This window comes from Methylobacterium aerolatum, from assembly GCF_022179085.1.
GTDB lineage: Bacteria > Pseudomonadota > Alphaproteobacteria > Rhizobiales > Beijerinckiaceae > Methylobacterium > Methylobacterium aerolatum.
Genome location: NZ_BPQE01000011.1, coordinates 476386 through 488770 on the forward strand (window position 1 = coordinate 476386; position 12385 = coordinate 488770).

Sequence of the window (12385 nt, forward strand, 5' to 3'; positions counted from 1 at the left end):
GCGGCCCGTTCACTGACGGCGAGGGGAGGGGGGCCTGAAGGCGAGGCCGTGACCCCGCCCCCGCTTCTGCGCTATGCTCGCGGCAAGCCGCCAGCGGCGCGGCACCCCCTGTGCCCCGCCGAAGACCCGAAGCGTTCGAGGAGAATGCGCATGCGTTCCCGTGCAGCCGCCACCGCCATCGCCCTGCTGACCCTGACGGGCGGCGCCCTCGCGCAGACGGCCCAACCGGCGATGCCCCACCGCCAGCCACGGCCGGCGACTGCTCCGGCCCCTCAAGCCACGCCCGACTCCGGTGCGACCTCCCTCGAGGCCACGCGCAAGCGCTTCGAGGCGAATGCCGCCAGGCAATCGGAGGCCGACCGCAAGCGGGATTCGAAGCTCGACCACTCCATGCGCTCGATTTGCGCCGGATGCGACGCGCCTTCGGCGAAGCGCGCTCGTCCCTGAGGTCGGAAGGGGCGGAATGGGTTCGTTCTGCCAAAATCTGAAGCGAGCGAGCCCGCAGCCATGTAAATGGGGCGGGCCTTTTTTTCGAGCTGCTCACACCGGCAGTCAGGCAAGGGCAATATTGAGGCTGCCACATCACGCCTAGATGAGAGAAAGAGTGCTAGAGCATGTAAACGATCCATATTAGTGCGGGATCTGCAGAACGATCTGCAAATGCTATAAATTTGAGATTCTATTTATCTGTGAGTGTCACGTCGCGGAAGCGAACGCCAACGCCAATATTATCTTCGAATATAAAATCGATACCTATATCTCTAAAAGCTCGAATGATAGCAGCAACATTCGCTTGAGTGGATGTCACGGGCCCGTCTTGAGCCTCTGCACGCTTAATCGTTGCAGTTCCAAGCTTCGCTGCCTTCGCGAGATCCTCCGCACTCCAGCGATTTAATGCTCGAGCAGCGCGAATCTGGGCGCCCGTTAGCAGGATGACATCGCTCAGCGTCACGTTGACCCCTGTGGGATCTCATGATACCAATCGGATCACTAGACTCCGAAAGGATCAATGTGATGTCCCGACCTCGCACGTTCTCATGGTCCGCGGTCCTACGCGATCTCCACTCGGACCGGATCCACTTCGCCCCCGGCGAACGCAACCGTCTCCTTCGAGAGTACGGCTTCGCCGACCTCGCTTTTAGGCGGGCGAGCCAGGGGGTCAACTGTCGAATGCTCCTCGCCGGGAATTCCTATGATCGACGGGGTATCATGCTTGTGGCGATCGACGCTGCCCAAGCGCGTCGGCGGGTTACAGGTGAGCCGTGGCGCATTTGTCTTTCGTCGGCGCTCAAGGGGACGTGGAAGGCTGCGAAAGCACTGAAGGCGGCAATGGAGGTCCGTGCCAAGGTCAGGGAAGCCGCAGCTGAGCGTGCTACTGTGAGGATGGGGGCAGGGGAGGGGAGTTCTGATACGACCCCGGAGCTCACGAGCCCCGCACCGCCGCCTAATCTATCAGTGACGTTGCGTGTGGAGCCACGGCTCGTCGTTTATCCCCGGCGAAGCCTGCCGCGTCGCTCTCCCTCACATCCAACCGTGCGCTAAGCTTCTGCTCGCTGCCCGAGGCGCGGTTTTCGCCCGGCTCAACACCTCGTTCCCTCACAATTGAAAGACTGACGATGCCTCGTCCAAGAACGCGCCCGCGCGCGAACGATCCCGCACGCCCGACGATCGCTTCCCTCATCCTGCCCGTGAAGCTTGTCTCGCTGGAGGAGGATGCGGAGCTTCGAGGTCTCATTGAGCGGTACGAGCAATTGCTGTGTGAATGGGAGGCTCTGTCTCACCGAGCTCTGAAAGCCCTGGCGGCTCGTCCCTCTGTCCGGCGGGAGGTGGGTGATGGCCTACGTCGTTCGTGAGGATGTGGGGACGACGCCTCGTCGGTCCTTGTCGGGGCATAGCCGACTGAAGGTGTGGGAACGGTCGGGCGGAGTCTGTGTGATCTGTGGCCATCCGATCGATGGCGTGCGCGATCGGTGGATCGTCGAGCATATCCGGGCCCTGGAACTCGGGGGAGCGGATGAGTTCGACAATATGGGGCCCGCCCACGAAGCCTGTGGGCGCATCAAAACCCAAAATGATCATGCAGCCGCTGCTCAGGCCAAGCGGCGTAAGATCCGACACCTTGGGGCGGAGGCGGTCACTCATCCGATTCCCGGATCCCGGGAGAGCAAGCTCAAGCGTAAAGTCGACGGGACTGTCGTGCGGCGGGATGACTCACGTCAGCACGGTCATGAAACGTATGGAAAAATCTCGGGTGAAAGGGACTCGCCCGACCGATCTGCCTACCAATCCGCATATGCCGCCGAATCACCCACGCGGCAGTGTTTAGCCTCAGCTCAACTCGCGGATGCAGACGAGGGAGACAAGATGATCTCGATCGCAAACTCGAAAGCCGCTGCCCAGACGGATTTGCTCATCAGCTCGTTCGAGAGGACCTCGGATCTGGCGGAGCTGCTTCCGAATGTCCCTGCCCATCTTGCCTTCGTTTTTGAGAAGGCTCCTGAACCCTCAGCGGAAGCGGAAGCGCACTACGACACGTTCCGGCGCGCCTTTCTCCAGGAACTCAAGCCGCGAACCATGATTGAGGCGATCTGGACCAAGGATGTCCTCACCTACACCTGGGAGGCCCATCAGCTGCGGGTCTACCGTGACCACATCCTGAAGCAGGCTGAGGTTGAGGCTGTTTGCGATCTCATTGAGCCGAGCCTTCGGGATGGTGATCCGATGGGTTTGCGGGCATTTGAGGAACCCTCGGTGAACGCCCAGGCCGTGGCTTGGCAAACGGGTCAGGAGGGGGAGCGGGCAGCACGGGTCGATGCGATCCTCGCTGAGCGCGGTCTCACGGCGGACAGCGTCCGCGCTCACGCCTTCTTTAAACGCCTGCCCACGATGGATGCCTTGAATCAGATGATCCAGACGGCTGAGCAGCGCCGGGACGGTTTTCTGCGTGAGCTCGACCGCAAGCGTTCGTCCTACGCCAACAAGCTTCGGGCGGTGACCGATGACGTCATCGATCTCGACGCTGAGCGTGTGTCGTGAAATCTCTCGCCGGAATACGCTTGCTATGACGTCCGAACGAGCCGTTCGCGCTAACCGCGCCAACGCCATTGTCAGCACCGGTCCACGCACCCCAAGGGGAAAAGCCAGAGCCGGACAAAACGCTCTCAAGCACGGGCTTACCGTTCAGCGCTCGAGCCCTGAGACCGATGGGGAGATCCGACGTCTCGCTGCCGCGTTTGTTGGCGAAGACGCGAATGATGCAATTGTTCAGGACACGGCGCGATCGCTGGCGGAAGCTCAGCTCCATCTGCAACGCGTGCAGCGGGTGAAGATCATGACGCTTAATGTGCTCCACGAGTTAGCTTCATCAGGTCATGATGAGCAGCCCAGTGCTGATCGATCGCTGGGACAGCAGGCCTTTGATCGGCTCAAAAAGCTAGAACGGTACGAACGTCGCGCATTATCGCGCCGGAAATCAGCGATGAAACGAATGGAGGAAGTTTCAAAAAGTCCGTGTACGAGCAGCTCCCTGCGGTCATAAACCCATGTCGCCTAATGTGAATCTCGAATCATCACGCGCAGCTGGGGACAAAGGTCCTAACAAGCAGCGTATCGAGGATTTCGATTGCGAAGCTGAGATCCTCAACACAGCTCGGCCAGCTCTCATCAAAAAAATGATACAAGGCGCCTTGAGCGGCAATGTCGCCTTACTCAAGCTCTGCGCTGAGCGGCTCGCGAGATGCAATCGTCCGCTTGGATTTTCATTGCCGGAAGTAACATGCGTCGAGAACCTACCAATAGCTACTGCTGCAATCCTCGACGCCACTATGAAAGGATTGATCTCAGCCTCTGATGGCGTGGAGCTTGGCAAATTAGTTGCGCTTCACGCGAATGCTATTCGCGACGTCCAGCTAGCGCGAAGGCTCGAAGATTTGGAGAATATGAGCAGAAATGATTAGTCGACGTGAACTTCAACGTCGCCTCAAGCATCTTGAGTCTTCTCTACGACGCCAACCGAAGGTATTTGTTTATAGCGCGAGAGATGGCGACCTTGATGCTGAGCGAACCGCAATTATTCAACGACGGTGCAAAGAAGAATTCGGTTATAACGATCGCAATGGAGATTTATTTGTCGAGTTAATCGCGTTCAATTTTGACGAAAATGATCAAATAGATCCAAATTTTAAACATGATTTCATTCTTAAGATCGATAATGTCGAATACAACGATGGATGGCCTTTCGAACATTGATTTGATGATCAGAAATCTTGAAAATGTTTTCTAAGGTAAATTTTAGTGTTTGAACCAAATTGAGACATTGCAGTGTTTGGCAGTTCGTTACTCCAGGCGGCCGTTTGCGGATCGGATGTAACGATGGCGGACCTGTTCTGGCTCTCCACCGAGCAGTGGGCGGTAATCGAGCCGTTCATGCCCCGGGACCAGCCCGGGCTCGAGCGGAAAGACGACCGGCAGATCATGAGTACGCCTGCGGTGACGGCCGCGGTCTTTCTCCCGATGGTGTCAGGCAGCAATCGGCCTGGGCTGATGTTGGGTCCAGTTCCACGGCAACAGATCGTCGAGGTGCCGGGCCGGATGGTCGGGCAGACGGCTGAGCACATCAGCGAGCCAGGCCTGCGCATCGATGCCGTTGAGCTTGGCGGTCTCGATCAGCGTGTAGAGGGCGGCCGCGCGATGGCCGCCGGCATCAGAGCCAGCGAAAGTCCAGATGCGGCGGCCTACCGCGATCGGCCGGATCGCCCGTTCGGCGGCGTTGTTTGACAGGCAGGCGCGCCCGTCGTTGAGGAAAAGGATGAAGGCGCTCCAGCGCTTGAGCATGTAGTCGATCGCTTGCGCCACCGGAGCCTTGGCGGAGAGCTTGGCGCGGTTCTCCCGTAGCCACGCTTCCAACTCGGCGACGAGGGCGGCCGAGCGGGTGCGACGGTGCGCACGGCGTTCATCGGCGGCAAGACCGTTGGCGGCGCGCTCGGTGGCAAAGATCGCATCGATCCGCGCCGCCGCCTCGATCGCGATCGGAGCCTTCCTGAACTCGGCCAGCTCGAAGAACTTCGTCGGGCATGCGCCCAGCAGGCCCCCTCGCGCAGCGGGACTGGCTTGCGGGCGGGTTCGTACAGCCGACCGAACCCGGAGAAGGCGTCTGCCTGCACGAGGCTGTGGAAGTCGGAGAGCCAAGTCTCGGCATACGCACCGGAGCGGTCGGGGGAGTATAAGTATGGGATTGGGATTGGGATTGCCCCGGTTTGGTGGCTCTTGCTCACTTTGCGTGGCTCAGATGGCGAGGATCATGCGGCGTTGGAGGAGATCAAGACCCGCGCGTCCGTAGCTTTGTCGCTTGATCAGCTTCAGCCGGTTGATCTGGCCTTCTGCCTGGCCGCTGTTCCAGGGCTCGGTTAGGGCTGCCGTGACCGCGGCAGCGTCACTGTTTAGCCCCGAAGCAAAGGTCGCGAGGGCAGGAGCGCCGCAAGTATTGGCCTCCGTGATCCAAGCATCGAGATCCGCGGCGCGATCGTAGGTCGGGTCGGCCATCTTCATGAATCCGGAGGCGCGGACGAGGGCGGAGAACCGGCGCGCCAGATTGGCCACCACTTTTGCGGTTTCATCTTGCTCAACGTGGGTCACCACGGCGGCGGCCGCGGCATCCAAAGCTGAAGTCGGCTGGACGAGCAGCCACGCGAGTTGCCGCGCGGTCGGCAGTCGGCTTCTCGCGGCAGGCCGATCCAGCATGGCAAGTGTCTTTTGCTGGGGCTTGCGGCCTGACCGGATCGGTTTCGTCCGAAGCCCTGCGACGAAGCGGTGCACCTGTCGACTCGTGCCGGGGTATCCGCGTTCCCGGATCTCACGCCATAGGGCCATGGCATTTTCGCACCCCTCGCCGATCCGCCTGACGAGATAACTCACGTGTGGATCGAGGAGGCTTGGGCCGGCTCCGTGGGGCAACCGGGCGGGGAAGGTATCGGCGGCAGCGTATTTCCGGACGGTTGCGCGGGCGAGCCCCATGACGCGGGCGATCCCGAACAGCGTCTCGCCGCCCGCATGTCGATGCCGCACCTCATCGTATATGGCCCGCCATCGCGTCCGGCTCTCCGCTCCCGCGTCAAGCTCCGGCATGCTGCGTGGGAAGGCGTGATCGCGTCGAGGCGGACGATCCATCGATCCGGGCACGGGCGGTAAGCACCTGAGCCGGGCGTGAGAGCTATGGAGCCATCGTTCGACGGCCTGACGAATGTTAGCGAGGAGATGCCATCGATCGGCGACCTGCAGCGCCCGGGGGGCGCCGAGGGTGACGCCTCGGGCATATTCGGTCGCGCGGTCCCGGGCGACGACCCGGATATCCGGCTTCCCTTCGAGCCAACCTGCCAGCGTCGTCGCGGTGCGGTCGGGGAGGAGATCGATCACGCGATGGCGGTCCAGATCCACCACGATCGTGCCGTAGCGGTAGCTTTTCTTCATCGCCCAATCATCGACGCCGATGCGAATAGGTGACGGTGCATCAGCCATCGGCATGGCCCTGATGAGCCGCAGCACGGTTGCGCGGCTCGCCGGCATTCTCAAGTGTGTCAGCAAACGGGCGCCGCCTGCGCCGCCACAGGCGATGCCAACCCGCCCCTGCGCTTCGGCCAGCCGGCGTGTGCGGCGCGCACGAGGACGGAGGAACTGGGGCGGCGCCTCCGCGGAGGTGCGGCGGTCGCAGGAGGGATTGCAGCAGTAGAAGCGTCGAACTTCTATGCGCAGCACCGTTCGTGACGCCGACAAAGGTAGGTCGGAGGGATGGCGGTGATAGCGGCTGTGGATGGATCGGCTTGTCCTGCCGCAATCAGGACACCGAGCGCTCGCTCCGCGCTGCCGCATTTGGACGATGAGGACGTCTGGATCCTGTTCGACGACGCGCTCGATGTGGCACCCGGGGATGTCGAAGGGAACGTGCATACCCTCCACGGTGGGGAGGTCCGTTTCGGCGATCACCGCCCCGAGTCAATCCGTCGCCGTCCACGCAAAGCGAGCAAGAGCCACCGAACCGGGGCAATCCCAGCCCTTGTCCGCCAGCACGATGCGGCAGGCCGGCAGGCGTTCGAGCAGCAGCGCGCCCGCCTTGCAGTCGGCGGCCTGTCCGCCGGTCAGCAGGAAGGCAAGCGGGCGGCAGAAGCGGTCGGTGAGGGCATGGATCTTGGTCGTGCGCCCGCCCCGCGAGCGACCGATAGCTTGGCTCTGCTCCCCCCCTTGCCCCCTGCGGCGCAGCGGTGGGCCTTCACGGCGGTGGAGTCGATCAGCACCTGAGAGGGCGGCCCACCGGCTTTGGCGAGGGTCTCGAACAGCTCGACCCAAATCCCCTTGGCTGCCCAGCGCACGAAGCGATTGTAGAGGGTCTTCTTCGGACCGTAGATCTCGCGCGGCGCGTCCGTCCAGCGCCCTCCAGATCTAAGCACGTGGACGATGCCGCTGATCACGCGCCGGTCGTCCACGCGCTCCTTGCCCCGCGTGTCATTCGGCAGAAGCGGTGCGATCCTCGCAAACTGCTCGTCCGTCAGCCAGAAATGATCCATCGGCCCCTCCGTAGGAGCCGTGAATCACACCCCAGCCATCCGCGCCACCGTTATGGGTCCGGACCCTTGAATTACTCCTATGACCTCAGCCTCAATGGGCCGGTTCACAAGGCGGCCTTCGCCGGATGCGTACGCGGCTATCGCCGAGGCGGCCGCACGCCAGACGATGCGCTATGTGGCGCTCAAGTCCGAGGCGCAGCTCGACGTACAGACCCAGCACCAGGTGCGCGATCAGCTCGCTCGGGCAATGGCCGCGCGCGCTGCTGGCGCGGTCGCACGTCAATACGGCGGTGGTCGCCCTGGCGGCCAAGATGGCGCGCATCGTCTGGGCGCTGCCGCGCGACGGGCCCGTCTAGGAGCCGGCGGCCGTGGCTGCCTGATCCTAGTTCGGCCAACGCGGACGCGCCGGCCTTCCGATGTCTGCGAACGGTGAGAGGAAGATGACCTGACGGTCGCCCGGTATTCTAGAAGCCCCTCCGCAAAAACGGCGCTCGACGCCGACCCCTTTACAAGGCCCAGGACGAACGGATCTCCGTCTTGGCTCACGGCTCGGCGATAGGCCGGACCGTTTGTGCAGACTGCACAGACCAGCGGATCTGAGCTACTTGCGGACGGGGCGAGCCATACTTTTAGCGGCGATGGAGGCACTTTCGAGGGAAGCTCGCCTGAAGTCCATCCCGCTCTGGCGGCCGAGCCAGTCGAGAAGCGCGCGGTCCCGCCGGTCCCACACTCCGGCCCTCTGCCAATCCCGCAGACGCCGCCAGCCCGTCATCCCCGTGCCGCAGCCCCTCTCCCAGGGCAGCAACTCCCAGGGCGTGCCTGAGCGCAGCACAACCAAGACCCCGTTAGCGCCGCGCGGTCGGAGGTTCGGGGCCGACCGCCCTTCGGCTTGGCTCGCTCAGCCGTCACAGCGGTGCGATCTCGGGCTACAGGTCACCGGGAAATAGCGGTTTTGCAATCCCCGCTCGACGTAACAAAAACATTTTTGAGAGTAGGTATTAAGCTAAGTACAAATTTGCGTACCATTGCACGGCCATCTACCGGTTCTCCGCAGCTATCGTCCGCCTAATCAATAGTGGCAATCGCCTTAATCTAAGGCCTACTCGTGGAATGAGCCGAACGACCCGACATATTCGAATGGGCGCAGTGACGCCTTCGATGACCCAAAATAGGCTTGATCGGAGCCAACGCCATATGCGAAGTTGAAGACGAAGAGATATGTGACGACAAGAAAAGGAACACGCCGTGCACGATCTATTCAAGTTGGTAACGTACCATGGTTCTTCTGTGTACTATGATCCGCTTCAGGAGCGCCTGTATCACAAAGTTCGAGGCAATGTTCCGCAAAATGTGCTGGTAAGAGTACGTAATGACATTGGTAAAATGGTGATCATAACGGAGGGCGGTACAATCACCGGGGAACTATCTTTTCAAGGCATTGACGGGCGAGCTAGAGTGGTATCATCAGGATCCGGATCCGAACTAACAATGGTCGATTCACAAGGAGGCAAAATCACAGTACGTCTTGGCAGATATTTCTTATCCGCGGATGATGATGGCTTGATCAGAGTTGACCGAGATTGGTGCAGAGAACACGAACATTTTGTCACTTTTCCCTCTGATGTCAAATCTATACTAAATAAAACAGTAACAGAAAAAGTTTCGAGCATCATCGGCCCCATTTACGTGATCAATTTGGAAAAGAGCTCAGAAAGAATGAGGGATTTTTCAATTAATAACAGTCATATCACGAATTTCTCCACTTTTAGAGCGGTAGATGGAAACTTACTTTCTCGCGAGAATCTGGAGGCTGATCAATTGATAACGGCTGACTTGGAGTATGGGCCCGGAACGCTTGGTTGTGCGCTGTCGCACGTTGAGTTATGGAAAAAATGTGTGAGGGAAGATAAACCTATTACGATAGCCGAAGACGACGTGCTTATATCTCGATATTTCGAAGAAAATGCCCACCGCTTATTAGCCGAATACGAAGGGCAATGGGACATTATTTTTTGGGGATTCAATTTCGAGAAATGCTTCCTGTGGCTCGATTTCGAGTTTTCCGGGGCGAAAGTTCAATTTATGGATTATAACGTAGCGCCCGATCATCGAAGGTTTCTACAATTATCGAAATTTGACTCCCAATTGCTGCGCGTTTCACGGCTCCTTGGCCTATATTGTTACACAGTAAGCCCAATGGCTGCGCGTGCCCTCCTTGAAAAATGCTTGCCCTTACGGCGTCGAGTGGTCTGGCTTCCTGGTACAAAGGAATTCTGGCCAGATCACGGAATTGATGTAGCAATGTGTGAAGTTTATCAATCGCTTAAAACTTTCGCTGCAGTGCCACCGCTGGTTCTGAGCGATCACACCGTCTCTGACCGAGAGGGTATTGATTATGTCTAGCGATACTATTTAAGAAAGAAATACCGCTTGGCGGATATTTGCGGTTTAAATGTCTAATTACTGGCGACGCGAGCAACCGGAAAATCAAAATGATGAGACGGCGCACGATCCTTAGTTCTCCGTCGAAATTTTTATACGAACTACTTAATGTAAATAATTATCGTCGTAAAATTTTTTAATACATAGAAATGAGATTTTATCAATATATTGTTTTATCTTGCTAATGAAAGTTAGCTATATCATCGATGTGAAATTGGGGATCCGTACTTGGTATGTTTGTGAGCGCACCCGAAGGAGCAAAATTCGACCAGATCAACGTCGATAAAGTTCATTTCGTAGTGGCGTGGCCACGGAGAAAGAGGTTTTGTCTCGCTAACAACCTTACGTCGCTAAGTACGGCATTGTCAGGATGATCGTGAACTGTGTGCCAGCGTATAACGGAACTTGCACTTGTAAGCAAAAGCGCTCCGAACAAAATCTTTTAATATCTCAATTCAGCTGTGATATAGCCAACATTGACGAAAGGAACATCGAGATGCCTACGAGCTATATTCAGAATGTTCTTCCTATCATGTATTATTTACAAAGGATTAGACCAACATCGGTGTTAGATGTCGGGACAGGATATGGAAAATTTGCCTTTCTACTTCGTGAATATATAGACGATTTTAAGTGGAACATCAAAATTGACGGTGTCGAGGCTTGGCCACGATACTTCAAGAAAAGCAGGACAGATTATCTATATGATACATTATATAAAACTAATTTTCTGTCGGCACCACTGACAGATCAATATGATATAATACTTATGATTGATGTTCTCGAGCATTTTAATGATGCGGATGCTAACCTCGCTCTAAAGAAAGCTGCTGCTTATAGTAAAAGAATATTAATTTCCGTTCCTCTCGGCTTCGAACAGGGCGCCGTTGGAGGAAATGAATTTGAGCGACACCAAAGTGAGTGGCCGCTTGCACGTATTGAGCAAGCAGTTCAGCCATATGAGACCATTCAGCTGTTCGGCGGAACAGGGGATAGTGTGATTGCGGTTGCATACCATGAGTCAGTTCGTTGACCGATCGGTGGCGGCCAACATTTTGTCCGACACGGAAAGGCATGCGGCAGACGAGTCTATGATTAACGCTCAATCAGCGTTACTAGTCAGAAACTCCATCCTATTCCGACGTCAATCCCTAACCTAATCCGAGTATTGGTAGTTTGCCATTACAGGTCATGAAAAAAGCAAATGGAACAACAATGGCAAGCTTTCGTGAGCGTGTTGTAGACAGATGCTTTCAACCACTCGTAAGCCGAAGGTGCTTTGTTCAAGCGGCGCTCGGCATGATTTTTCTGTCTGCGTCCCGCGCGGTTGAAGGAAAATCTGTTATGACCATGATTAACGCCCCGCTCGAGTTTACAGGAAATTGGCGCAACTCAAATTTGGCCGATATCACCGCTGTGGTCTCTCGCATGCGCGAGGCATGTTTGTCGGATCTTATTATACGCTCTGACCAGCAGCCTGAGAGAATACGCGTTGACGATCATGAATCGGGCTCCCCCGCAATATGGTTGCACAGCGAGCCGGCTACCACAGCGTGGATCATTGTTGATGTCGGAACGAGAGACTGGTGCAAGCTCGCCTACCAATTCGGGCACGAGCTCGGACACGTCGTGGCAAATAGCTGGAGCAGGACATCCCATCCTGGAGGACCTTCTCAGTGGCTTGAGGAAGCGCTCGTCGAAGCATTTGCATTGCGTGGTCTGCGGCGGCTAGCAAACGGCTGGAGGGTACGTCCGCCTTTCCCCAATGACAGTCAATATGCAGCGGCGATTCTACAATATCGCGATCACATGCTCCAACCTGACTTGAAAATAGCACAGGATCAGCAGATCGCTATCGACATGCGCAAGTGGTTCAGGGCTGAACGGGAAAACCTTGCATCACACCCCGGGGTAGACGTGGCCCGCGCTGCCGTCCCCGCCGTGCTCGCCCTCTACGAGGAAAATGCTCAACTAGTAGAGGACCTGAGCGCCATGAATCGTTGGGCGGAGCGGACCCACTTGGAATTGGAAGTCTACCTCGAGCGTTGGGAGGCAAGCTGCCTCAACGTCGGCTCTACGGGCAATTTGCCTCGTAAACTGCGAAGTTTGCTCATTTAAATTGGGTAACAGTTGCCGTTACTTCATATTTTCATTCAATCAAAACAAAACGTTTCGTTAGGTTCGGGTACTCGCCGGTACGCTTGAACGACTCCGCCGCGAGGTCATTACGTGGCAGCGAGCCAGTGTAACTGAGAGGCCCAACGCGGGACGGTGACACGTACTGCCCCCGGCACTCGAATGAGCACTATAGCAAAACGGGTTCGTACTTATTTCCCAACGTGCAATCACCAAGTCCGCTCTCTCCTCGTAAGCGCTGTCTGGGCGCC

Annotated in this window: 8 protein-coding genes and 6 pseudogenes; 8 read left to right on the top strand and 6 right to left on the bottom strand. The window is 57.5% G+C overall.

Annotated elements, in window-relative coordinates; translation table 11 throughout:
• Window positions 1-150: 150 nt before the first annotated feature.
• Window positions 151-447, top strand: coding sequence for a hypothetical protein (locus tag MFF06_RS09125; protein ID WP_238203041.1), 297 nt, complete (start codon window positions 151-153; stop codon window positions 445-447).
• Window positions 448-679: 232 nt separating this feature from the next.
• Here the strand turns inward: MFF06_RS09125 and MFF06_RS09130 are convergent, their stop codons facing one another.
• On the bottom strand, window positions 680-952 hold the full coding sequence (locus tag MFF06_RS09130) for a helix-turn-helix domain-containing protein (protein ID WP_238203043.1): 273 nt from the start codon (window positions 950-952) through the stop codon (window positions 680-682).
• 881 nt (window positions 953-1833) lie between these two features.
• On the opposite strand from MFF06_RS09130, the gene MFF06_RS09135 reads away from it, so the two are divergent.
• Window positions 1834-3036 (top strand): HNH endonuclease signature motif containing protein, encoded by a 1203-nt coding sequence (locus MFF06_RS09135; RefSeq protein ID WP_238203045.1) that lies wholly within the window; start codon window positions 1834-1836, stop codon window positions 3034-3036.
• A 1335-nt stretch (window positions 3037-4371) separates the two neighbouring features.
• Window positions 4372-4479: pseudogene (locus MFF06_RS09140) on the top strand (IS5/IS1182 family transposase); the annotation flags it as partial.
• 39 nt (window positions 4480-4518) lie between these two features.
• Here MFF06_RS09140 and MFF06_RS22785 read toward each other — a convergent pair.
• The 4 genes and pseudogenes from MFF06_RS22785 to MFF06_RS09160 form a co-directional block, all read right to left on the bottom strand.
• On the bottom strand, window positions 4519-4752 hold the full coding sequence (locus MFF06_RS22785) for a transposase domain-containing protein (RefSeq protein WP_370876637.1): 234 nt from the start codon (window positions 4750-4752) through the stop codon (window positions 4519-4521).
• Window positions 4750-5273: pseudogene (locus tag MFF06_RS22790) on the bottom strand (IS66 family transposase); the annotation flags it as partial. The gene MFF06_RS22785 and the pseudogene MFF06_RS22790, both read right to left, overlap by 3 nt.
• A 10-nt stretch (window positions 5274-5283) precedes the next feature.
• Complete coding sequence (locus tag MFF06_RS09155) at window positions 5284-6942, bottom strand: ISL3 family transposase (protein WP_238203102.1); 1659 nt, start codon at window positions 6940-6942, stop codon at window positions 5284-5286.
• A 96-nt stretch (window positions 6943-7038) separates the two neighbouring features.
• Window positions 7039-7556, bottom strand: a pseudogene (locus MFF06_RS09160) (IS5 family transposase); the annotation flags it as partial.
• 136 nt (window positions 7557-7692) lie between these two features.
• Here MFF06_RS09160 and MFF06_RS22795 point away from each other — a divergent pair.
• Window positions 7693-7794 (top strand): annotated as a pseudogene (locus tag MFF06_RS22795) (IS110 family transposase); the annotation flags it as partial.
• Window positions 7793-7912 (top strand): annotated as a pseudogene (locus MFF06_RS22860) (IS110 family transposase); the annotation flags it as partial. The pseudogenes MFF06_RS22795 and MFF06_RS22860, both read left to right, overlap by 2 nt.
• A gap of 272 nt (window positions 7913-8184) precedes the next feature.
• Here MFF06_RS22860 and MFF06_RS09170 read toward each other — a convergent pair.
• Window positions 8185-8476, bottom strand: a pseudogene (locus MFF06_RS09170) (transposase); the annotation flags it as partial.
• Window positions 8477-8801: 325 nt separating this feature from the next.
• Here MFF06_RS09170 and MFF06_RS09175 point away from each other — a divergent pair.
• The 3 genes from MFF06_RS09175 (at window position 8802) to MFF06_RS09185 (ending at window position 12116) form a co-directional block, all read left to right on the top strand.
• Window positions 8802-9959, top strand: a complete 1158-nt coding sequence (locus MFF06_RS09175) for a glycosyltransferase family 25 protein (RefSeq protein WP_238203047.1) — start codon at window positions 8802-8804, stop codon at window positions 9957-9959.
• Window positions 9960-10494: 535 nt separating this feature from the next.
• Window positions 10495-11031 (top strand): class I SAM-dependent methyltransferase, encoded by a 537-nt coding sequence (locus tag MFF06_RS09180; RefSeq protein WP_238203050.1) that lies wholly within the window; start codon window positions 10495-10497, stop codon window positions 11029-11031.
• Window positions 11032-11342: 311 nt separating this feature from the next.
• Window positions 11343-12116, top strand: coding sequence for a hypothetical protein (locus MFF06_RS09185; RefSeq protein ID WP_238203052.1), 774 nt, complete (start codon window positions 11343-11345; stop codon window positions 12114-12116).
• Window positions 12117-12385 lie beyond the last annotated feature (269 nt).

Bases quoted from the DNA above. Each gene is read 5' to 3' on its own strand.
- MFF06_RS09155 (WP_238203102.1), bottom strand. From the start codon at position 6,942: ATGCACGTTCCCTTCGACATCCCCGGGTGCCACATCGAGCGCGTCGTC.
- MFF06_RS09125 (WP_238203041.1), top strand. From the start codon at position 151: ATGCGTTCCCGTGCAGCCGCCACCGCCATCGCCCTGCTGACCCTGACG.
- MFF06_RS09135 (WP_238203045.1), top strand. From the start codon at position 1,834: ATGGCCTACGTCGTTCGTGAGGATGTGGGGACGACGCCTCGTCGGTCC.
- MFF06_RS09180 (WP_238203050.1), top strand. From the start codon at position 10,495: ATGCCTACGAGCTATATTCAGAATGTTCTTCCTATCATGTATTATTTA.
- MFF06_RS09185 (WP_238203052.1), top strand. From the start codon at position 11,343: ATGACCATGATTAACGCCCCGCTCGAGTTTACAGGAAATTGGCGCAAC.